A 23,461-nucleotide genomic window follows, 5' to 3' on the forward strand; every position below is an offset into this window, starting at 1 on the left:
TTTCAATCTTTCATATAGAAAGGAATTCTTATGGCAAACGAACAATTAGGCGAAATCGTTATTGCGCCACGAGTCTTGGAAAAAATTATTGCCATTGCTACGGCTAAGGTAGAGGGCGTTCATTCTTTTGCAAATAAAAGCATGTCAGATAGTCTTTCTATGCGTACGCTTGGACGCGGTGTTGCGCTGCATACAGATGAAAGTAGCGACATATCAGTTGATATCTACCTATATCTGGAGTACGGTATCAGTGTACCAACAGTTGCAGTTGCAATCCAAAAAGCAGTCAAAAGCGCTGTAAGCGATATGGCTGAAGTGGAGCTGTCTGCTGTCAATATCCATGTGGCAGGTATTGTTCCAGAAAAATCACCAAAACCAGATTTGAAAGATCTGTTTGATGAGGATTTCCTCAATGACTGATGTTTTGTTAGAATCTAGAAGAGAGCTACGCCAGCGGGCGTTTCAGGCCTTGATGAGCCTAGAGTATGAAGGGGATGCCATTGAGTCTTGTCGCTTTGCCTATACTTATGATAAGGACGAAGAGCAGACAGATGCTGAAGTCAATATCCCAGCATTTCTACTCAACTTGGTCACAGGAGTATCTCAATCCAAGGAAGAATTAGATAAGAAAATCGCCCAGCACTTGAAAGCAGGCTGGACAGTTGAGCGTCTGACCTTAGTGGAAAAGAATATCCTGCGATTAGGCATCTTTGAAATCACAGAGTTTGATACTCCTGAGCGAGTAGCGGTCAATGAAGCCATTGAACTTTCCAAGCAATTTTCTGATGAAAAATCAAGTAAGTTTATCAATGGTATTTTAAGCCAATTTATAACAGAAGAAAAAGACTGAGACGATTGTCTCAGCTTTTTTTGGTTTTTGATAGTTGCAGTTGCTGATAATGCTTAAAAAGTTTCCGTTATAGGGTCTATGTCTGGAACAGTCTATCTTGCTATAAGTTAATGGCAACTTAGGCCTCGGTCAGCCATTTTTCCTATAGATTTGTGGCAACTTAGGCCTCGGCTGCTTACTTTCCCTATAAATTCATGGCAACTTAGGTCTCGGCCGGTCCTTTTTCCTATAGATTCATGGCAAGCTAGACCTCGAATGTGCTTTTCATCTCTACTTATAGGATAAATCGCTTTCGTTTCTTACGATTTTTACTAGGTTTTTTAGAGATGAGGAATCGTCTAGTCAGTCTAAGTAAGAAAAGAAAGAGATAATAGAAAATTGCCTAAAGAGCAATTCTTTAGAAGAGAGTTTTTGAGGAGGAATTTTGGATTTAATAACTATTTGAATAGGGCTATACGGGAAAATTTAAACTGATAGTAAACTTGATAATGTTGAAAAAGTTGCTGTCCGTTTTTGTATGGTATTTCTACATATAAACTTTATGGATTAAATAATAATTGCTATAATAGGAGATAGGAAGTATCTAATAGATTGTATTGTTAAAAGCTTTAAGGTACTTGAAAAATTCCAAGAAGAGGAATAGCTTAGAGCAGGTGAATACATGGATTATTTGCAGATTACAAGAGGATAAGCATGACGATTGTTTTGATTTCAGTTATTATTGCATTTCTATATCATAAAATCGCAGAACATTTTAAGAATAGTTATATTGATTGGATTTTATTTCTATCATTGATTTTGTCTCATTTTATATGGGATTACTATTTCTTACCAATTGACATAGTAATAGCCTTCAGTGGAGTACATTTACTATCAAATTTCTTTGAAAAGGTGAGAAGTAAGCAATGAAACTGATTTAGAGAGAGTCACTATAAAATGAAAGTTAAAAAGTTGGGTATTTAAAATGAAACATTTTTTTGCAGGTCTTGGTTCAATAAACTTTGCTAGTTATCTAATTGCTATAGGTCTAGGATTGGCACCTCTCTTTCACATTTTTATAATCCGTTCGGAAATAAGTTTTGGGAAAATAGTATTGTCTATAATAGCTATACTTTTAATCATAATTTTAACGATTGCGCGAATTTATAGAAGATTTTTCTATGTAGATTAGTTTGATTTCCTTTAGAATTTGGGAAAACCTTATCTTTCTAAAAAAACGAACAGTGCTATTGAATGCAGGCGATAGGCTAAGGAAAACGATAGTGAATATGATACCAAAAAGTAATCAGGGATTGAACTGCATTAAAAAATACTTTTAAAGAAAAGATTTATGCAAGAAATGCTTCTTTTGATGAGTCTAAAGAAATTTTTAGTTTCATTATCTTAAACAACAAAGAGAGAGCCGGTGGATTTCGTATGAAAGGAATCTGAAATCATACATAAAGCTTTGGAATAAAAAAATGATCTATGAAAACCTTTACATTTCGATAGAGAATCTGTATAATAAATACAGAAAACGTTTGCACACGTATTTTCTATAGGAAAAAATAAAGGAGTTTTTTTATTTATGAAAAGAAACTATCATCTACAGTCTCGGACCAGTGAAAAGCGTCATTATTTTGGGATTCGTCGCTTGAAAGTCGGAGTAGCATCTGTCGTGATTGCGTCTGGCTTTCTCTTTGGAGGTGCCCAGTTAGTCAAAGCGGATGAGACAAAGGCTACGACTAGCCCAGCAACGGAAACAGTATCAGCTGCTAATTCAGAAGCTTTGCCTAAGCCAGCAGATGAAGCAAAAGCCGAGGAAGTGGATAGTTCAGCGCAAAAAGAAAGCGAACAAAAAGGCAATATCGAGAAAAGCGCCCAGCCTGAGGCAGTCGTAAATCAAGCTGCTCAGCCGACAGAGGGGGCAGACTCTAGTGCGATTCTAGAAGCAGCTGGGAAAGAAGCAAAGGAAACAGCTGCATCTGACGAGAAAGAAAAGCCAGCGTCAACTGATCAGTCAGAGACATCGACCAAGGATGCTATCGCAGATGGCCATATGCGTTTCCATTTCAAAAATCTACCATCCGAGAATCTGGATAGCTTAGGTTTATGGACTTGGGATGATGTTGAAACGCCTTCTGGTCAAAAGGGAGGTTGGCCGACTGGTGCGACTAGTTTTGCGACAGCTAAAAAAGATGATTATGGCTATTACCTTGATGTCAAGATGGCAGAGAAAAGAAGCAAGGTTAGTCTCTTAATCAACAATACAGCAGGTCAAAATATTACGGGTGATAAGACGGTTGAGCTGCTCAGCCCTCAGATGAATGAAGTTTGGTTTGACAAAGACTATAACCCTCATACCTCCGAGCCTTTGAAAGAAGGAATGCTTCGGATCAATTATTATCGCACAGATGGTCAGTATGATAAGAAATCCCTTTGGCTCTGGGGAGATGTGCAAAATCCAGGTCAAAATTGGCCTGATGGCGTGGACTTTGAAAAGACTGGAAAATACGGTCGCTACGTAGATGTTCCTCTGAAAGAGGCTGCAAAGATGATTGGTTTCCTGCTTTTAGATGAAAGCAAGTCAGGAGATGATGTGAAGATTCAAAAACAGGATTATAATTTTGCAAATTTGGGTAAGACTAGCCAGATTTTCTTGCGTGATGCGGATCCAACGGTTTATACCAACCCATACTTTGTCAATGATGTCCGCATGACAGGAGCCCAGCATGTTAGTTTGACAGAGATTGAGGCGACCTTCTCTACTTTGGAAAACGCTAAAAAAGAAGACATTCTGAAAAACCTAAAAATTACCAACAAAGATGGCGGAGAAGTCACTGTTAAAGATGTGGTTCTGGATCCTAAGAATAAAAGCGCAAAATTAATCGGTGATTTTAACCAAGCTCAGTCACCTTATCTTATCAAATATGGCAACGACCAATTTAAAACCAGCATGAACTGGCAGCTGAAGGACAGTCTTTACAAGTATGATGGTGATTTGGGCGCGCGTGTTTCTCAAGCGGGCAAACAAGTAGACCTGACCTTCTGGTCACCGAGTGCGGATCAAGTTGATTTGGTGGTCTATGACAAGGAAGATCAGAACAAGGTCCTTGGGCGCATAGCTATGCAGAAGGGTGAGTCTGGCACATGGACTGGCAGCTTGACGCCTAAGAGCGGACTAGGTCTTTCTGACTATCGTGGCTATTTCTATCATTATGAAATTAGCCGTGGCGGCAAAAAGGTTCTGGTGCTGGATCCTTATGCCAAGTCTTTAGCTGCTTGGAACAGTGAAGATGCGGACAAGGGGGATACTTACAAGATTGCCAAGGCAGCCTTTGTAGATCCAAGTGAATATGGACCAAAAGACCTGACCTATGCAACTATTCCGAACTTCAAGAAGCGGGAAGATGCTTTGATTTATGAGGCGCATGTTCGTGATTTTACTTCAGATCCAGCTATCTCAAAGGATTTGAAATCTCAATTTGGAACCTTCTCAGCTTTCATTGAGAAATTGGATTATTTGAAAGAACTGGGAGTGACCCACGTTCAGCTCTTGCCAGTTCTGAGTTACTACTTTGTAAATGAGCTGAAAAATGCTGAGCGCATGGACAAGTACGCTTCCAGCAACAGCAACTACAACTGGGGCTATGACCCGCAAAACTACTTCTCGCTGACAGGTATGTATTCGAGCACACCGACAGATCCAGCCAAGCGCATTGAGGAATTTAAAAATCTTGTCAACGAAATTCATAAGCGTGGTATGGGCGTTATCATGGACGTGGTCTATAATCATACGGCTAAGACTTCTATCTTCGAGGACTTGGAGCCTAATTACTACCACTTTATGGATGCGGATGGCACACCGAGAACCAGCTTTGGTGGCGGCCGCTTGGGGACTACCCACTATATGAGTAGACGGGTCTTGGTGGATTCGATCAAGTACCTGACGGAACAGTACAAGGTAGATGGCTTCCGCTTTGATATGATGGGAGACCACGATGCTGAGTCCATCCAAAAAGCCTTTGAAGAAGCCAAGAAGCTCAACCCAAATCTCATTATGCTGGGTGAGGGCTGGAAGACTTATGCAGGTGATGAAAATAAAGCAGTCCAGCCTGCTGACCAGTCTTGGATGAAGTCAACAGACACGGTGGCGGTCTTCTCAGATGATATTCGCAACACCTTGAAATCAGGTTATCCAAATGAGGGAACACCAGCCTTTATCACTGGTGGTAAACGAAATGTAGAAGATGTTTTCAAGAATATCAAGGCACAGCCAACCAATTTTGAGGCAGATAGCCCAGGGGATGTGATCCAATACATTGCGGCCCATGATAATCTGACGCTCTTTGATATCATTGCCCAGTCGATCAAGAAAGATCCGGCAGTGGCTGCCAATAATCAAGAGATTCATCGCCGCCTACGTCTGGGAAATCTGATGATTTTGACTTCGCAAGGGACACCATTTATCCACTCTGGTCAAGAGTACGGCCGGACCAAGCAATTCCGCGATCCTGCCTATAAATATCCTGTTTCTGAAGACAAGGTTCCAAACAAAGCGCATTTGTTGACCAATGAGGACGGCACGCCGTTTGAATACCCGTATTTCATTCATGATTCTTATGATTCAAGCGACGCGGTCAATCATTTTGACTGGACCAAGGCGACTGATGCGGAGAAATTCCCTGAAAATGCAAAGAGCCATGCCTACATGAAGGGCTTGATTAGTTTGCGGAAATCAACGGACGCCTTTACCCGCAGTTCCAAAGCAGAAGTGGATCAAAATGTGACTCTCATCACCCAGCCTGGAAAGGATGGAGTTGAGAAAGAAGACCTTGTCCTTGGCTACCAAGTGGTTGCTTCAAATGGCGATATTTATGCAGTCTTTGTCAATGCGGATAAAAAGGAGCGAAACTTCAACTTTGGTGAAGCCTACAAGCATCTAGCAGGTGCAGAGGTTGTGGCTGATGGCAATAGCGCAGGAGTTTCTGCTATTGCAAATCCAGCTGGTGTCACTAGAAGTAGCAATGGCTTGACCCTAGCTCCGCTGACGGCGACAATTTTGCGGATTAAAAAGGCGAGTCCAGCTCAAGAAGAAAAGCCTCAAGATACAAGTAAAGATATCCAGCAAAATCAGCCTCAAGGCAGCGTTAAGGAACTTCAAAAAGAACAAAGCCATAGTCCTAAATTGTCGAATAAGCTTGTTCAAGTTCCATCTACATCTCCATCGTCAGAGAGTCAAAAACCACTTGCCGCAAAGCCACAGCAGGACAAAGTAAGTCCTACTGAGACTGCTTCGACAGAAAAAGTCTTGCCGAAAACGGGCACAGAAACTTCCCTGCTGGCGATTTTAGGTGCTTCCCTTGCCTTCTTGGCTGGCTTGCTCACTTTTAGAAAGAAGCAATAAAGTGAGAGTGGGACAGAAATCGGTAATTCGTTAGAATTCGATTTCGTCGTCCCACCTCCGTACAGTTGAGTAGGGCTGTAAAAGCTGATGAACTCAGCGTAGTAGAGCCCACTCAACCACTGCGTCTTGCTCGACAATCCAAAGACAATTGAGAGGCTAGGACTTTTGTCCCAAACTCAGCAGTTGTAGAAATTCATATTTTTCAGCCGTGATAGATAAAAATACGACTTCCAAAATGGAAGTCGTATTTTCTTATTTAGTAGGGATTGAATGAAAATTACACACTTTTGCCTGGCAAGAGGTTCACAGGTAGGAAGTAGCCAGTCGTTGTGACTTCTTGCTTGTCAATTTTTTGTAGCAATAAATCGACCAAAAGTTTGGCAATATCCTTCAGCGGCTGTTTAATAGTCGCTAATTGAGGATAATAGTTCTCCACAAAGTAGGTGCCATCGTAGCCGATGATTTTTAAATCTTTAGGAATCTGGATGTCCAGCTCCTGAGCGACTTTCATCACTAGAATGGCTGTCAAATCATCTGAAGCAAAGATAGCATCTGGCTTCTCATAGGTTAAAATATGCTTGATTTCCATTTCCTTGCGGACGGGAGAATAATCGCTAGAGACATTGATGATTGGAGCGTCTGGTAGAACAGAGGCGAAGCCAGCATGGCGCAGCCCAGTTGGGGAATTGGAGTTGTCATTACCAGTAATCATGATGATGTTTTGGGCGCCAGCCTTGACCAAGGTCTGAGCTGCCAGCACTCCGCCGCCATAGTTGTCTGAGGAGACAACTGGAATATCTGGTGAAAGGTTACGGTCAAAGGAAATGATGGGAGCAGTCACGCGATTGTAGTCTTCGATGCCTAGATTGTGACTGCCGGAAATGATGCCGTCCACCTGATTGGCCTCGAGCATCTCAAGGTATTCACGCTCCTTGTCAGAGTCGTGCTCGCTATTGCAAATGATAGTTTTATATCCCTGTTTAAAGAGCTCGTGCTCTAGCTTGCCAATCAATTCTGCATAAAAGACATTGCTGATATTGGGAAAAATGAGTCCAATTAGTTTGGCTGATTTTCCTTGGAGGCTGCGCGCCAGATTGTTGGGCTTGTAAGCCAACTCTCGCATGGCTGCCTCAACCTTGGAAATAGTTTTATCAGATAAGTAGCCTTTCCTGTTGATGACGCGGGAAACAGTTGTAGGGCTGACTCCTGCTAGTTTTGCTACATCAGTTAGCTTTGCGACCATAATCTAATTCATAGTAAGTACCGGTTGGATTGCCCTTGGTAATGGCAATGCCTGTCTGGTCTTCTCTTGGGAAGACACGGCCGGAAAATACTTTCTCTCCTTTATTGATGAAAATTTCAAAAATTGATTTATCGATGAAGATAGTAGCGATTGTTGCTTCTTTGTCAATATCACAGCTTCGGCTGGTTCCAAAGTCCAGAGCGAAAGGTTCACCCGCCTGACTGCGGTCAACTGTCACTTTCCCTGCCTTGAGGTCGAAGTTGATGCGTAGACCCTTGCCGTCCTTGTCTGCAAAGAGGACGACTTCGTGTTCGGTATCCGCAGCGAGATTTAGCTCTAGTTCGTAGCTGTTCTTACTTTCTGCCAAAGGAGTGAAAGGCTGTTCCTCTGCTCGCAAATTCTTGATAGCAGGCACTGGGTATTGGTAGAGCTTGCCGTCTTTCAGGGTTAATTCCTTGACGAGAGAGAAGACACCCTGATGGTCGAAGCGGTCAGATGGGTATTCGACATCAGGCAAACCTAGCCAGCTGACAGCCAGAGCACGACCGTCAGGTGCGTTAAAGGCTTGGGTCGCGTAGCAGTCGAAACCATAATCCAGATTTTGGATAGGGCTAGGATTAATCATAGCAGCTTGATTTGTGTCAAACGATTGACCTATTTTATACATATTTGGATAAATGTTGCCATAGTCCAGTACGTCCTTAGACAAACCTTGAGGGCAGTAGAGCAGGATTGGCTGGTCATTGATAAAGACTAGATTAGGACACTCCATCATATAGGCCGTCTTGTCATTGGCAAAGTCCAAATCGCCAACGGCTTCCCAGTTGGTATAGTCGTTATCAATTGCCTTGTAAAGCTTGACATAGCCTTGTTTATCTAGATTTTGCCCACCGACAATGGCATAGAATTGCCCTTTGTAATTGAAAATCTGTGGATCGCGGAAGTGGTCGGTCGCTTCAGCAGGCTGCTCAATCAAAACCTTGCCGATTTTTTCGAGCTTGCCTGATTTGTCTAACAAGGCACCGATTTGATAGGGGTGACGCACCCAATTTTCATCACGAACATTGCCAGTGTAGAAGAGAAAGAGCTTGTCGTCAAACTGCATGGCAGAGCCTGAGTAGGCACCGTGGCTGTCCAGAGCAGTATCTGGCAGCACCCGAAGGCCGGTTTCAGTGAAGTGAACTAGGTCATCGCTTTCTAATTGAACCCAGCACTTGAGACCGTGGGCAGCCCCGAAAGGAAAGTTTTGGTAGAAAACCACCCACTTGCCGTCAAAATAAGAGAAGCCGTTGGGGTCATTGAGCAGACCTGTCTGAGGCTCCACATGGTAGTTAGTCCGCCAAGGAGATTTAGCGATGTTTTCTTTGATCTGCTGTAGCTCTTCCTGAGTCCAGTCTTCATAGCGTTTGTAGCGTTTTTCAGTCGTCCAAGCCAATCTTTTGTCCTCCGAATCATATTATTTCTTATTACTATAGTAAACGTTTTCTGCTGAAAAATCAACATTTAATAGTAAAAAAATATTTTTTCTGCAAAACGCTTGACATATCTCTGAATCATGGTAAAATAATATTCGTAAAGGTGATAAAATCGCTTTCAAAAAGTTTTACAATATTTTTATAAGGAGATTTTTGCAAATGAACAATACTGAAATTGCAAAAAAGGTCATCGAAGCCTTGGGTGGACGTGAGAACGTTAACAGTGTAGCCCACTGTGCGACTCGTCTGCGCGTTATGGTTAAAGATGAAGGAAAGATCGACAAAAATACTGTCGAGAATCTAGAAAAAGTTCAGGGAGCTTTCTTTAACTCAGGCCAATACCAAATCATCTTTGGTACTGGTACGGTTAATAAAATCTATGACGAAGTTGTAGCCTTAGGTTTGCCAACTTCATCAAAAGATGACATGAAAGCAGAAGCTGCTAAGCAAGGGAATTGGTTCCAACGTGCCATCCGTACTTTCGGTGATGTCTTTGTACCAATCATCCCAGTTATCGTAGCAACTGGTCTCTTCATGGGTGTTCGTGGTCTCTTGAACGCTCTTGGAATGACGCTTCCAGATGATGTAACGACCTATACTCAAATCTTAACAGATACAGCCTTCATTATCCTACCAGGTTTGGTGGTTTGGTCAACCTTCCGTGTATTCGGTGGAAATCCAGCCGTTGGTATCGTTCTTGGTATGATGCTTGTTTCAGGCTCACTTCCAAATGCTTGGGCTGTTGCTTCTGGTGGTGAAGTGACTGCAATGAAATTCTTCGGCTTCATCCCAGTCGTTGGTTTGCAAGGTTCTGTTCTTCCAGCCTTCATTATCGGGGTTGTCGGAGCTAAGTTTGAAAAAGCTGTCCGTAAGGTTGTGCCAGATGTCTTGGATCTTTTGGTCACACCATTTGTAACCCTTTTGGTGATGTCAATTCTTGGACTTTTCGTGATCGGACCAGTCTTCCACGTTGTTGAAAACTACATCCTTATTGGTACAAAAGCTATTCTTGGTTTGCCATTCGGTCTAGGTGGTTTGCTGATCGGCGGAGTTCACCAATTGATTGTCGTATCAGGTGTACACCATATCTTCAACTTGCTTGAAGTACAATTGCTCGCAGCTGACCATGCTAACCCATTCAACGCTATCATCACTGCAGCTATGACAGCTCAAGGTGCTGCAACCGTTGCTGTTGGTGTCAAAACTAAAAATCCTAAACTTAAAACTCTTGCCTTCCCAGCTGCTCTCTCTGCCTTCCTTGGTATTACAGAGCCTGCCATCTTCGGGGTTAACTTGCGTTACCGCAAACCATTCTTCCTTTCATTGATCGCTGGTGCTGTCGGTGGTGGATTGGCTTCTATCCTTGGACTTGCTGGTACTGGTAATGGTATCACCATCATCCCAGGTACCATGCTTTACATCGGTAATGGACAGCTCTTCCAATATCTCTTCATGGTAGCTGTATCATTTGCTCTTGGTTTTGCTCTTACTTACATGTTTGGTTACGAAGATGAAGCTGAAGTTGCTACAAATGCTACTACAGAGCGCCTTGTCGAAGAAGAAACAACTGGTAATGTTCCAGCAGCTCTCCAAGATGAAACAATCATTTCTCCAATCGTTGGTAGTGCAGTAGCTTTGAGCGATGTAAATGATCCTGTTTTCTCAAGCGGAGCAATGGGTCAAGGGATTGCGATCAAACCAACTGAAGGTGTCGTTTATGCCCCAGCCGATGCAGAAGTGACAATTGCTTTTGCGACAGGCCATGCTTATGGTTTGAAGACAGCTAATGGTGCTGAAATCCTGATCCACGTTGGTATTGACACAGTGTCTATGAATGGCGAAGGATTTGATCAAAAAGTTTCTCAAGGTTCTAAAGTCAAAGCTGGCGATATTATTGGAACTTTTGATTCAGCTAAAATCGCAGCAGCTGGTCTGGATGACACGACTATGGTTATCGTGACTAACACAGCTGACTACGCATCTGTGACTCCAGTAGCAGAAGGAACTGTTGCTAAAGGCGATGCGATTATTGAAGTGAAAGCTTAATCTTAGCTATAGAAAGTCAACAAAGGAAAACGAACAACTTATGTTTGTTCGTTTTTTACTTGAGTGCTAAGATTTACAGAGGAAAATCTAAAATATAGAGCCATTTCCAATAGGGAAATATGCTATAATGGAGTATAAAGAATACAAGAGGTGTTTGAAATGACAAAATTATACGGAAGTTTAGAAGCCGGTGGAACGAAGTTTATCTGTGCTGTGGGCGATGAAAATTTTAATGTTGTAGAAAAAACACAGTTTCCTACAACTACGCCGATTGAGACGCTAGATAAAACGATTGAGTTTTTCTCTCGTTTTGACAATTTAGCAGGTCTGGCAGTCGGCTCTTTCGGTCCAATTGATATTGACCCTAATTCAAAAACATATGGCTACATTACGACAACTCCAAAACCACATTGGGCCAATGTAGATATCGTGGGAGCGCTTCGTCGTGCTTTGAATGTGCCAATCTACTTTACGACAGATGTCAACAGCTCAGCTTATGGTGAAGTTGTAGCCCGTAACAATGCTGGTGGTCGCATTGAAAATCTGGTTTATTATACGATTGGAACAGGGATTGGTGCTGGTGCTATCCAACGTGGTGAATTTGTTGGGGGTACAGGCCACCCAGAAATGGGCCACTACTATGTGGCTAAGCACCCGATGGATGAGGAAAAAGGCTTTAACGGCGTCTGTCCTTTCCACAAGGGATGTTTGGAAGGCTTAGCAGCAGGTCCTAGCTTAGAAGCGCGGACGGGTGTGCGTGGTGAAAACATTGAGCTCAATAATTCTGTCTGGGATATCCAGGCGTACTATATTGCGCAGGCAGCTATTCAAGCAACGGTGACCTTCCGTCCGGATGTCATTGTCTTTGGTGGTGGTGTGATGGCGCAACAGCACATGTTGGACCGTGTCCGTGAAAAATTTACTGTCCTGCTCAATGGTTATCTGCCAGTGCCAGATGTGCGTGATTACATTGTTACACCGGCTGTCGCAGGAAATGGCTCGGCTACACTAGGAAATTTTGTCCTCGCAAAAGATATTAGCGAACGCTATGCAAAATAAGTAAATAAGACGTTGAGAGTTTTCAAATAAACAAAGGAGGCTGAGATAGGGAATCCAGCCTCTTCCATTTGAGGTGAAATATGCAAAAAGCAATTGTGAAAGATCCTTTATTTTTACAGCAAAAATCGGTCCCAGCTACAAAGGCTGACCTATTTTTAGCCCAAGATTTGCAGGATACCTTGTTGGCTCATAGAGAGTCTTGTGTCGGTCTTGCTGCCAATATGATCGGTTTCCAAAAGCGGGTGATTATTTTTATGTATGGTATGTTGCCCATAGTCATGTTTAATCCAGTTCTTATTCAGAAGTCTGGCCCTTATGAAACGGAAGAGGGCTGTCTATCCTTGACAGGCAGTCGGTCAATCATTCGTTACCAGAAAATCACTGTCGAATATCTGGATCAGAATTGGCTGAAGAAGACCATCACGTTAGAGGATTTTCCAGCGCAAATCTGCCAGCACGAATTGGATCATTTGGAAGGAATTCTCATATAGGAATATATCTGGAAAGGATAGGAATAGAATGAAAGTATATCAGCGCGATGGAGCAAAATTTTATGCCATAGGCTTTCTCTTACTCTTTGCTATCTTTTTTATCATGGCTTTTGTATCTATGGATAAGGCCTCCCTTGAGTCAACAAGTCAAAATAGTGCTAATCAACTGGTTCATAGGGCTTCTACCAACAAAGAAGACCAAAGAAGCAGGCAGATTACTGAAGAAAGCAACAATATGCTCAATCCGCTCTATTGGGGAATGGGCATAACCGCTATTTTTATGATCGTTCTAGGCTATATTTCGAATCATAAACCACCGATTTTAGAGATGGATGAGATGGGAATAAGGCTGAGAGGCTTATCTGCTAAAAGAGAGAAGTACTTCTTGTGGCAGGAGATTGAGCAAATTGAATACGATTTCTATGGATCTAGGTCAGAACCGGGCAGTCGAATTTTATATTTCTATCCTAAAAATCAAGAGGAGAGTGCGGTCTCTTTGGACTTGGATGATGTGAAAAATGCTAGCTTCAATGAACTTCATCAAGAAATTTCCAATCTTGCGCCTCATATCAAGTGGCTCTTTCCATAGAAATGAATGATGAGGAAGATTATTCTAGAGCAGGGATTTGATCTGCTTATTTTATCGATGTAAGATTAGTTGGATAAAAGATAAAGGAGGCTGGGACAAAAGTCCTAGCCTCTCAATTGTCTTTGGATTGTCGAGCAAGACGCAGTGGTTGAGTGGGCTCTACTACGCTGATTTCATCAGCTTTTACAGCCCTACTCAACTGTGCGGAGGTGGGACGACGAAATCGAATTCTAACGAATTACCGATTTCTGTCCCACTCTCTTTTTTGTAACCAATTTCTTAATATGAGAGTTAGAAATGTTGCCTGTTTTACTTAAGACCGCACTTTAAAATTTTCATTTGATCTGCTTGGTCATTTTAGAGATTGCAAGGATGCATTTTTACATGATGGTAATTTTAAACGCTATTTACCAGTTTAGCCAAGTATGATAAAATAGAAAAGTCACAGCATTAAGAAATTAAGGAGACAATGATGAAAAAAGTATTCAAATACACAGCCTTGCTTGTGGCAGGTGTGAGCTTAACAGCCTGTGCTTTGCTTCCAAGTCCAAATAAAAAACATTCTGGTAAGCCAAGCCAGGAAACGACTGTCAAAAAATCAGCCAGCAATGGGCAGGTTGATATCCAGATTAAGGATGGTCAGTTTATTATGCCAAGCAACGGATCAGCTGATGCCAAATACTTGGCCTTGTCTTTGGAAATTAAAAATAAAACAAATGATAAGATTATGATTTCCTCCTCTGACATTGGTTTTTATGACTCAGAGGGAGAAAAGATCCAGCCGGTCGGAGTCTATGACGACAAAGAAAACTTTAAAACACTGAGCTATGAAGATTTAGCGGAAGGAAAGACTCTTTCTGGTAATCTGGTCTTTAAGGTTGAAGATGGCAAGAAATATGAACTTCACTATGAGAAGAAATCCTACGGCTCCGATGAAAAAGCAGAACCCATCAAACTAAAAGTTGATCCTGCGAAATATCCGAATCATGTTGACGAATCAAAGAAATTAGCTTCTGATTACCTCAATGCTGTTTTCTTGGGAGGAGAAGCCAAGACAAAATCTTCTAAAGATAAAGGTGATTTGGTTTTAGGCGGAGATTTGGAGCAAGATAAAAAAGATTATAGAGCAGCTTTTGCAGCAGATTTTACACGTAAATTGCATGACTATCCATTTAGTGATGATGAAATCAATGCTTTCATTGATGCCTATGTGAAAAGTAATGCCAAACGCGCAGAAATTGATTACACAGTAGCGCAGTACATGCCAAATTCAATCGTTATCAAGATCAAACCGAGAACGGTCAGTCTAAATAAAACCATGTATACCTACCGTCAAGATTTTTATGACAAACATCGCTCTGAATATGGAAGTCTGAGTGACGTCTATAAAGCTACCGATAAGAGCTATGCTAATGACATGATGGCTGGAATGGATTCACGTCCTCTCCTTACACCAGAGCGAGATTATCAGTTGAAATTTGTCAAAACAGATGGCAAATGGGTCCTAGAGCGTGATTATTCTTATGAATCTATCGTCAGAGCTTTTGAAGGCGATATATCTTAATAGCAAGATGAGAGGGCAGATGCTTCATTCTGTTCTCTATTTTATTTTGTTTCCTAGCCTAGCTTTGTGCTATACTGGAGGGTAGATATGTAGAGTAAAGGAGTCTACCATGAAAAAATTCTATGATAAATTAGTAAAAACGCGTCATCATCTCCATCAGCATCCAGAGCTGTCTGGCCAAGAATATGAAACAACGGCCTTTCTAAGCCGTTATTTGCAAGACTTGGGGATAAAAATCTTGGACTCTGGCCTAGAGACGGGCTTGATTTCCGAAATCGGTCAGGGAGAACCAGTTATCGCCTTGAGAGCAGATATTGATGCCCTGCCCATTATAGAGCAGACAGGTCTGCCTTACGCTAGCCAAAATCCTGGTGTCATGCATGCCTGCGGTCATGATTTTCATCAGACTAGTCTTCTGGGAGCGGCGGAGTTGCTCAAGGCTATGGAAGAAGATTTACAGGGAACCATTCGCCTGATTTTTCAGCCAGCCGAGGAAACCTCTCAAGGAGCCAGTCAAGTTCTGGCTACGGGTTTGCTGGATGATGTAGTTGCGATTATTGGTTTTCACAATATGCCCCAGTTAAAAGCTGGGCAAATAGCCTTGAAGCCGAGAGCTATGATGGCAGGCGTAGAGAAGTTTAAGGTGACTGTGGAGGGAGTCAGTAGCCATGCGGCTCGACCAGATTTGGGAGTGGATACGGTGCTGACCTTGACCAGCATGATTCAAAATCTTCAGGCACTGGTTTCTCGGACTGTCTCGCCCTTTGAGCCAGTTGTTTTATCGGTGACCCACATTGAGGCTGGGGCGACTTGGAATGTCCTGCCGCAAAATGGCTTTTTTGAAGGCACCATTCGTTGTTTTAATCCTGATTTGCAAAAGTGTTTGAAGGCGGATTTTATCCGTATTGTGGAGCACACGGCGGAGAATTTTGGTGCTAAGGTCACCATTGTCTGGGATCAGACTCCGCCAGTGACCTATAATGATCCAGAATTAGCCGAGCTTATTTTCAAAAATTCTCAGAATATCGGGGAGCTACTGCCTGCTCAGCCGTCTTCAGCTGGCGAAGACTTTGCCTTTTATCAAGAAAGAATCCCTGGTGTCTTTGCTTTTATTGGCTCAAATGGTGCAGCAGATGCACCTGACCTGCACCATGATAGCATGACGATTGACGATGCGGCCTTTCAGGTCTCCGTGCCTTACTATGTCGAAAACGCCCTCTTTCTCCTCAAACACTATAAGAAATAACTATAGTCTTTCATAGAAAATAAGAACTAGGCAAGCTCCTCTTCTTTTGTTATCATAAAAAAACAAGATTTCGATATTTTCATAGTTTGAATCATCGAATCAGTGATAAAGAAAATCTATCACCTTGATAAAAAATATATAATGGTCAGGATTTTCGACTTTTGGTATGATAGAAACATGCTCTTTAGGAGGAGATAGGGATATGAATATTAAAAAAATATTGAAATACACTGCCACTGCTGTGGTAGGAAGTCTTGCAGTTGGGCTGCTTGTAGCCTGCTCGTCTTCTGCAAGTAAAGATAGTGCTACAAAGAAAAAGACGATTGAAGTCGGAACGGTTGGAACAACCAAGCCTTTCTCTTATGAGGATAAGGACGGAAAACTAACTGGTTACGAAATTGAAGTGCTTCGTGAAATCTTCAAAGGTTCAGATAAGTACGAAGTCAACTTCAACAAAACCAAATGGGCTTCTGTTTTCTCTGGCTTGGATAGTGACCGCTACCAAATTGGTGCCAATAACATCAGTTATTCAGAAGACCGTGCTGGTAAATACCTCTATACCAACCCTTACGCTAAAAACCCAACCGTCTTGGTGGTTCGTAAAGGAGTGAATATCAAGTCGCTAGACGATATCGGAGGCAAATCTACTGAGGTTGTTCAAGGTACTTCAACAGCTAAGCAGTTGGAAAAGTACAATGAAGAGCACAGTTCAAACCCAACAACTATCAACTATACAGATGGTACAATCCAGCAAATCCTAGCTAATTTGAATGATGGCCGTTCAGACTACAAGATCTTTGAACGTATCACAGTAGATACCATCATCAAAGACCAAGGTTTAGATAATGTCGAAGTGATTGAACTTCCAAGTGACCAACAACCCTATGTTTATCCAATCCTTGCTTCAGGACAAGAAGAGCTTCAAACCTTCATGAACAAGCGGATCAAGGAACTTTACGAGGATGGAACACTTGAAAAATTATCAAAAGAATTCTTTGGCGGCACTTATTTGCCAGATGCCAAGGATATCAAGTAAGTTTTGATTTTCTTTGCCTTAAGCAATTGGAAATAACTTACAACCCTTTCACTAGAAAAAAATATATTTTATAAGGAGATTATCTCATGAAATTGAAAAAATGGTTTGGCGCAACAGCACTCTTAGCTGTAGCAGCATTTGGTTTGGCAGCTTGCTCGTCTTCAACATCAAAAAACGCTAAGTCAGCAGACAGTGCAACAGTGACTGTAAAAGTTGGTGTGATGAGCCTCAGCGATACAGAAGAAGCACGTTGGAACAAGGTTCAAGAAATCCTTGATAAGGATAAAGCAGGTGTTAAATTGGAGTTCACCCAATTTACAGACTATTCTCAACCTAACCAAGCAGTTCGCGATGGCGATGTAGACATCAATGCCTTCCAGCATTACTACTACTTGAAAAACTGGAATAAAGAAAACAATGCTGATTTGGTGTCTGTAGCAGATACGTATATCGCACCAATTCGCCTTTACTCTGGTACTAAAGATGGCAAAAACAAATATACTGATGTAAAAGATATTCCAGAAAACGGAAGCATTGCCGTACCAAACGATGCAACAAACGAAAGCCGTGCCTTGAACCTTCTTCAAGCAGCTGGTTTAATTAAGTTGGACGTGGATTCAACGAAACTTGCGACTGTTGCTAACATCAAAGAAAACAAGAAAAACTTGAAAATTTCTGAATTGGATGCTTCTCAAACAGCAGCTTCTCTTACTTCTGTAGATGCAGCGGTTGTCAACAATACCTTCGTTCGTGAAGCTGGTATTGACTACAAGAGCGCTCTTTACAAAGAAAAGACAGATGAAAATTCTAAACTGTGGTACAACCTGATTGCTGCTAAGAAAGATTGGGAAAAATCTGACAAGGCAGATGCCATCAAGAAAATCATCAAGGCTTACCATACTGACGAAGTTAAAAAAGTCATTGAAGAATCTTCAGATGGTATGGATCAACCAGTTTGGTAAGATTTTATAGAAAATAATTGAAGATAGAAAGGGCGGGGAATGGATTTCTCCAGCCCTTTATCTGCTATTAGTTAGAGTTTTTATCAGCGGAGATGACTTAGCAATATTAAAACGCAGAGTCACAGACTTACCTGACAGCAAGTCTTTGATCTTTCGTGAATCATAGCAGATAATCTTTAAACAGATGCGATTAGTAGGAGTTACACATGCCTTTCTCAACTGAGAGTGAACAAATTAAAAAGTTTGAAAATGATGAGGTGGCCCAACACTATTTTGAAGTGTTGCGGACTTTGATTTCTAAAAAGTCTATCTTTGCCCAGCAAATTGGGCTCAAGGAGGTAGCTACCTATCTGGGAGAAATTTTCACTGCCGCGGGTGCTAAAGTGATGATTGATGACAGTTACACGGCTCCCTTTGTATTGGCAGAGTTTCAGTCGGACAATCCTGAGGCCAAGACTATCATTTTCTATCACCACTATGATACAGTGCCGGCCGATAATGACCAGCCTTGGACCAACAATCCTTTTACTCTGTCAGTCCACTACGGTGTTATGTATGGTCGCGGGGTCGATGATGACAAAGGGCACATTACTGCGCGTTTGACAGCGGTACGTAAGTATATCCGAGAGCATGGTTCGCTGCCAGTCAATATCATCTTCATGATGGAGGGAGCAGAGGAGTCGGCTTCAACAGACTTGGATAAATATCTGGCCAAGCATAAGAAACATTTGCGGGGAGCAGATCTGCTGGTCTGGGAGCAGGGCACGCGTAATAATCTAGGTCAGCTTGAAATTTCTGGTGGAAATAAGGGGATTGTCACCTTTGATATGTCTGTTCGCAGTGCGGAAGTCGATATTCATTCTAGCTATGGCGGTGTCATTAATTCAGCTTCTTGGTACTTGATGGATGCTATCTCTAGCCTGCGTAGTGCTGACGGTCAAATTTTGGTGGAGGGTATCTATGAGCAAGTACAGGAGCCCAATGAGCGAGAGCTAGCTCTGATTGCCCAGTACGCTCTGAAGACACCAGAAGAGTTGAAGGAAATTTACGGCCTCCAGCTTCCAGTCTTGAAAGAGGACAGGCAGGAATTTCTGCGTCGCTTCTATTTTGAGCCAGCCATTAACATTGAAGGCTTCGGTTCGGGCTATCAGGGGCAAGGAGTCAAAACCATCCTCCCAGCATATGCATCTGCCAAGATGGAAGTGCGCTTGGTACCAGGCTTAGAGCCCCATGATGTCTTGGACAAGATTCGTAAGCAACTGGACAAAAATGGCTATGATAAGGTAGAATTAACTTATACATTGGGAGAAATGAGCTATCGTAGCGATATGAGTGCTCCTTCTATCCTGAATGTGATTGAACTGGCCAAGGATTTTTATCCAGAGGGCATCTCGGTGCTTCCGACATCGGCAGGAACAGGCCCCATGCATACAGTCTTTGAGGCTTTGGAAGTTCCGATGGCTGCCTTTGGTTTGGGAAATGCTAACAGTCGGGATCATGGTGGCGATGAAAATGTCAAGATTGCCGATTATTATACCCATATTGAATTAATCAAGGAGTTAATCAGAAGTTATGAGCAATGAAATTATCAAATTAGACCGTATAGATGTCACTTTTACACAGAAAAATCGTGTCATCAAGGCGGTTGAAGATGTGACCATTCACATCAATCAGGGGGATATTTACGGTATCGTGGGTTATTCTGGTGCCGGAAAGTCAACTTTGGTGCGGGTTATTAACCTTCTGCAAAAGCCATCTGGTGGTCGCATTACTGTAGATGGAACAGTCCTATATGACAAGGAGAGCGTCCAATTGAATGCGGCTCAACTGCGGGAAAAGCGCAAGGACATTGGCATGATTTTCCAGCATTTCAATCTGATGGCCCAGATGACGGCTAAAGAAAATGTCGCATTTGCCTTGAAGCACTCTTCCTTGTCTGCTGCTGAAAAAGAGGAGAAGGTTCGCAAACTTTTAGAATTGGTTGGTCTGGAAGATCGAGCGGATAATTATCCGTCTCAGCTGTCTGGCGGTCAGAAGCAGCGCGTGGCGATTGCTAGAGCCTTGGCTAATGATCCGAAAATCTTAATTTCAGATGAAGCGACTTCGGCATTGGATCCTAAAACAACCAAGCAAATTTTGGCCTTGCTTCAGGATTTGAATCAAAAGTTGGGGCTGACGATTGTACTCATCACGCACGAAATGCAGATTGTAAAAGATATTGCTAATCGCGTGGCTGTTATGCAGAATGGGAAATTGATCGAGGAAGGCTCGGTTTTGGATATTTTTACCAATCCGCAGAACAAATTGACCCAAGACTTTATCACAACGGCAACAGGTATCACTGAAGCGATGGTTAAAATCAATCAACAGAAGATTGTGCAAGATCTGCCAGCGGATTCTGTCTTGGCGCATTTGAAGTATGCTGGTACAGTGACAGATACAGCCATTATCAACGATATCTACAAACAGTATCAAGTTTCAGCCAATATTTTACATGCTAACATTGAGATTTTAGACAATGTTCCTGTCGGGGAGATGGTAGTCATTTTGTCAGGAAATGCAGAAAATCTTGCGTCTGCTCAAAGCAATTTACAAGCTGCTGGCGTAGAATTAAAGGTGCTTAAGGGAGGAATTTAGATTGATAGACTTGATTAAAACATTTTTGCCTAACGTCTATAAAATGGGCTGGGCTGGTCAGGCTGGCTGGGGAACAGCGATTTATTTGACCCTTTATATGACGATTATTTCTTTCCTGATCGGTGGCATTCTAGGTTTGATCGCTGGACTTTTCCTGGTATTGACAGCGCCAGGGGGTATTTTAGAAAATAAAACAGCCTTTTTCATCTTGGATAAGGTCACATCCATCTTTCGGGCAATTCCCTTTATCATTCTCCTAGCTTTAATCAATCCTTTCACACGGATGATTGTGGGGACAGGGATTGGTCCAACAGCAGCTTTGGTGCCACTATCTTTGGCGGTCTTCCCTTTCTTTGCCCGTCAGGTGCAGGTGGTTCTATCAGAATTAGACCGTGGTGTGATTGAAGCAGCGCAGGCAGTTGGGGCTAACTCATGGGATATCATCGGCGTTTACCTGCGTGAAGGCTTACCAGACTTGATTCGGGTGACAACAGTGACCCTAATCTCTCTAGTTGGTGAAACAGCTATGGCGGGAGCGATCGGTGCAGGCGGCCTTGGGAACGTAGCGATTGCCTACGGTTATCAACGTTTCAACCAAGACGTGACCATTTTAGCGACTGTTTTGCTCTTACTTCTTATCTTCTTTATCCAGTTTCTGGGAGATTTCCTAACTAGAAAGATCAGTCATCGCTAGACAGAGAGTGGGACAGAAATCGGTAATTCGTTAGAATTCGATTTCGTCGTCCCACCTCCGCACAGTTGAGTAGGGTTCTATTACGCTGATGAAATCAGCGTAATAGAACCCTACTCAACCACTGCGTCTTGCTCGACAATCCAAATACAATTTAGAGGCTAGGACTTTTGTCCCAGCCTCCTTTTGTCAACTATCATCCTTTGAAAAGTCTGAAAATTTAATTTACATTCTATTTTCATAATGCTATAATAAATAAAGCTACGTATAGAAAAATAGCATAATACATTACTTCTTGGCAGTGCTGGATTTTGCCCATGCCGAGGAAAGTTGCTTTAATAAACAACTAGTTTTCCTAGGAAGAAAGCTTATCAAGGATGCTAGATCTACAAACCTTGCTAGAACTTCCTCCTGCAGGAAGGATGGCAAAGCATGAAATGCGCATTTGCACGTATCAAGGATATAGCTATCAATAGTTTTATGAAGTTTTAGTTTCACAATTAGAAAGGATTCAATAATGACATCGTTAACACTGAAAGAGTTGAAATGGACGGGAGTCTTTGCTCTGCTCTACTTTCTCTGTGTCGGACTAGGAGTACTAGTAGGTCACTTTTTTGACAATGCTGGCAATATGCTCTATGCTCCAGTCTTTGCTGCAGTTTTTGGCGGAAGCGTTTATATGTTGCTGCAAAGCAAGATTAAAAAATTTGGAGCGATCAGCTTAGTAGGCCTAATAATGGGAGGCTTTTTCCTCCTGTCTGGTCATTTTATGATTGCTGGTCTGCCGGGCTTGGTGTTCGGTCTTTTGGCAGACACGATTGCAGGCATGGGCAAATACGAAAATAAATTCTGGAATCTGCTTTCTTTTGTTTGTTTCTCTTTTGTCAATTCGGGCCCTATTATCCTCATGTGGTTAGCGCGTCAGGCTTATATTGATAGCTTGGTGGCGCGTGGCAAGACAGCAGAATACATCAATCGGATTTTGCTGCCGTTGGATTTCCCGACCATTGCTAGTTTTATCGTGATGGTAGTGGCAGGTGCTTTAATCGGTGGTCTGCTGGGCCAATATCTGGTAAAGAAACGCAGTGAAAAAGCTGATTTTCAGTCATAAAAAAGTTAAGCAAGATAAAAGTTGCCGGACTTTCCTATCTTAGCTTACTCAAGGAATTGTTCTGGCATAAGTTTGATCCAGAAAAAAACTAGCTTGCATGCTATATCTTTGAGAAATAGACGGTTATAAAAAAATTCTATGCCTCCAGCTCTAGCGAAAAGAGCCTAATTTTGGTAAGATTAGAAGACTTGGAGAATATCAGGCTTAGGGCCTGGGAGGAATAAGATGAACAACATATTAGTGCTGCAGTCGGACTTCGGTCTGGTAGATGGAGCAGTGTCAGCTATGATTGGAGTGGCTTTGGAGGAATCACCAACGCTGAAAATCCATCATTTGACCCATGATATCACCCCTTACAATATCTTTGAGGGTAGTTATCGTCTCTTTCAGACGGTAGATTATTGGCCAGAGGGAACGACCTTTGTTTCGGTCGTGGATCCGGGAGTGGGTTCCAAGCGGAAAAGCGTGGTTGCTAAGACCAGCAAAAATCAATATATCGTAACTCCCGATAATGGAACGCTGTCCTTTATCAAAAAACATGTCGGCATCGTAGCCATTCGTGAAATCTCTGAGGTGGAAAATCGCCGTAAGAATACCGAGCATTCTTATACCTTTCATGGGCGAGATGTCTATGCCTACACAGGTGCAAAGCTGGCTAGCGGCCATATCAGTTTTGAGGAAGTTGGCCCAGAGTTGAGTGTCGAAGAAATTGTCGAAATCCCTGTTGTCGAAACAAGGCTAGCGGATAATTTGGTCAGTGGAGCTATTGACATTTTGGATGTTCGCTTTGGTTCCCTTTGGACTTCGATTACGCGCGAGGAGTTCTGCACCTTGGAGCCAAACTTTGGCGACCGTTTCGAAGTTACTATTTACAACAATGATATGCTGGTTTATCAAAACCAAGTGACCTATGGCAAGTCCTTTGCGGATGTCCGTATTGGTCAGCCAATTTTATACATCAATTCCCTCTATCGGGTAGGCTTGGCTATTAACCAAGGTTCCTTTGCCAAGGCCTATAATGTTGGTGTTGGTGCTCAATGGCATATTGAGATTAAACGTATAGAAAATTAAAGGA

20 protein-coding genes are annotated in these 23,461 nt (G+C 42.4%); 18 read left to right on the forward strand and 2 right to left on the reverse strand.

All coding sequences use genetic code 11. The features are described 5' to 3' along the window. Positions 1–30 precede the first annotated feature (30 nt). The 5 genes from D8790_RS01970 (at position 31) to D8790_RS01990 (ending at position 6,236) form a co-directional block, all read left to right on the forward strand. Positions 31–420: an Asp23/Gls24 family envelope stress response protein gene (locus tag D8790_RS01970; RefSeq protein ID WP_125387390.1), complete on the forward strand. Its 390-nt coding sequence runs from the start codon at positions 31–33 to the stop codon at positions 418–420. After that, positions 413–850 carry a transcription antitermination factor NusB gene (gene nusB / locus D8790_RS01975; protein WP_181951229.1) on the forward strand — a complete coding sequence of 146 codons (438 nt, stop codon included), beginning with the start codon at positions 413–415 and terminating at the stop codon, positions 848–850. Before D8790_RS01970 ends, nusB begins: the two co-directional genes overlap by 8 nt. Positions 851–1,543: 693 nt before the next feature. Further along, positions 1,544–1,759, forward strand: a complete 216-nt coding sequence (locus D8790_RS10785; RefSeq protein WP_125387392.1) for a hypothetical protein — start codon at positions 1,544–1,546, stop codon at positions 1,757–1,759. 55 nt (positions 1,760–1,814) lie between these two features. Beyond that, positions 1,815–2,021: a hypothetical protein gene (locus tag D8790_RS10790; protein ID WP_125387393.1), complete on the forward strand. Its 207-nt coding sequence runs from the start codon at positions 1,815–1,817 to the stop codon at positions 2,019–2,021. A gap of 396 nt (positions 2,022–2,417) precedes the next feature. After that, positions 2,418–6,236: a pullulanase gene (locus D8790_RS01990; RefSeq protein WP_125387394.1), complete on the forward strand. Its 3,819-nt coding sequence runs from the start codon at positions 2,418–2,420 to the stop codon at positions 6,234–6,236. 277 nt (positions 6,237–6,513) lie between these two features. Here D8790_RS01990 and D8790_RS02000 read toward each other — a convergent pair whose 3' ends face one another. Beyond that, positions 6,514–7,479 carry a LacI family DNA-binding transcriptional regulator gene (locus tag D8790_RS02000; protein WP_125387395.1) on the reverse strand — a complete coding sequence of 322 codons (966 nt, stop codon included), beginning with the start codon at positions 7,477–7,479 and terminating at the stop codon, positions 6,514–6,516. Further along, entirely contained in the window at positions 7,460–8,914 is a 1,455-nt protein-coding gene (locus D8790_RS02005; protein WP_125387396.1) for a sucrose-6-phosphate hydrolase, read from the reverse strand. Before D8790_RS02005 ends, D8790_RS02000 begins: the two co-directional genes overlap by 20 nt. Positions 8,915–9,113: 199 nt before the next feature. On the opposite strand from D8790_RS02005, the gene D8790_RS02015 reads away from it, so the two are divergent. The 13 genes from D8790_RS02015 (at position 9,114) to D8790_RS02085 (ending at position 23,457) form a co-directional block, all read left to right on the forward strand. Further along, positions 9,114–11,000 carry a sucrose-specific PTS transporter subunit IIBC gene (locus D8790_RS02015; protein ID WP_005591796.1) on the forward strand — a complete coding sequence of 629 codons (1,887 nt, stop codon included), beginning with the start codon at positions 9,114–9,116 and terminating at the stop codon, positions 10,998–11,000. Positions 11,001–11,159: 159 nt separating this feature from the next. After that, complete coding sequence (scrK, locus tag D8790_RS02020) at positions 11,160–12,059, forward strand: fructokinase ScrK (RefSeq protein ID WP_061911497.1); 900 nt, start codon at positions 11,160–11,162, stop codon at positions 12,057–12,059. A gap of 80 nt (positions 12,060–12,139) precedes the next feature. Then, on the forward strand, positions 12,140–12,550 hold the full coding sequence (locus tag D8790_RS02025; protein ID WP_125387397.1) for a peptide deformylase: 411 nt from the start codon (positions 12,140–12,142) through the stop codon (positions 12,548–12,550). 28 nt (positions 12,551–12,578) lie between these two features. Then, the gene (locus D8790_RS02030) at positions 12,579–13,139 is read left to right on the forward strand and encodes a hypothetical protein (RefSeq protein ID WP_125387398.1); all 561 of its coding nucleotides are present in this window, start codon (positions 12,579–12,581) and stop codon (positions 13,137–13,139) included. Positions 13,140–13,608: 469 nt separating this feature from the next. After that, on the forward strand, positions 13,609–14,703 hold the full coding sequence (locus D8790_RS02040) for a DUF4352 domain-containing protein (RefSeq protein ID WP_185761888.1): 1,095 nt from the start codon (positions 13,609–13,611) through the stop codon (positions 14,701–14,703). Positions 14,704–14,812: 109 nt separating this feature from the next. After that, a complete protein-coding gene (locus D8790_RS02045) occupies positions 14,813–15,949 on the forward strand; it encodes an amidohydrolase (protein ID WP_125387399.1) in 1,137 nt (378 codons plus the stop codon). A gap of 202 nt (positions 15,950–16,151) precedes the next feature. Then, complete coding sequence (locus D8790_RS02050) at positions 16,152–16,985, forward strand: amino acid ABC transporter substrate-binding protein (RefSeq protein ID WP_005592302.1); 834 nt, start codon at positions 16,152–16,154, stop codon at positions 16,983–16,985. An 86-nt stretch (positions 16,986–17,071) separates the two neighbouring features. Further along, a complete protein-coding gene (locus tag D8790_RS02055; RefSeq protein WP_045500767.1) occupies positions 17,072–17,947 on the forward strand; it encodes a MetQ/NlpA family ABC transporter substrate-binding protein in 876 nt (291 codons plus the stop codon). Positions 17,948–18,153: 206 nt separating this feature from the next. Then, positions 18,154–19,530, forward strand: coding sequence for a M20/M25/M40 family metallo-hydrolase (locus D8790_RS02060; RefSeq protein WP_125387400.1), 1,377 nt, complete (start codon positions 18,154–18,156; stop codon positions 19,528–19,530). Continuing rightward, a complete protein-coding gene (locus D8790_RS02065; protein ID WP_125387401.1) occupies positions 19,520–20,584 on the forward strand; it encodes a methionine ABC transporter ATP-binding protein in 1,065 nt (354 codons plus the stop codon). The genes D8790_RS02060 and D8790_RS02065 overlap by 11 nt, the downstream gene beginning before the upstream one ends. Position 20,585: 1 nt before the next feature. Further along, positions 20,586–21,278: a methionine ABC transporter permease gene (locus tag D8790_RS02070; protein ID WP_005591809.1), complete on the forward strand. Its 693-nt coding sequence runs from the start codon at positions 20,586–20,588 to the stop codon at positions 21,276–21,278. 514 nt (positions 21,279–21,792) lie between these two features. After that, entirely contained in the window at positions 21,793–22,386 is a 594-nt protein-coding gene (locus tag D8790_RS02080; RefSeq protein WP_125387402.1) for an MptD family putative ECF transporter S component, read from the forward strand. Between the two features lie 225 nt (positions 22,387–22,611). Continuing rightward, positions 22,612–23,457: an SAM hydrolase/SAM-dependent halogenase family protein gene (locus tag D8790_RS02085; RefSeq protein ID WP_015605665.1), complete on the forward strand. Its 846-nt coding sequence runs from the start codon at positions 22,612–22,614 to the stop codon at positions 23,455–23,457. Positions 23,458–23,461: the final 4 nt, after the last annotated feature.

It is taken from the genome of Streptococcus cristatus (genome assembly GCF_003943535.1).
In the GTDB taxonomy this organism is placed as follows: domain Bacteria; phylum Bacillota; class Bacilli; order Lactobacillales; family Streptococcaceae; genus Streptococcus; species Streptococcus cristatus_L.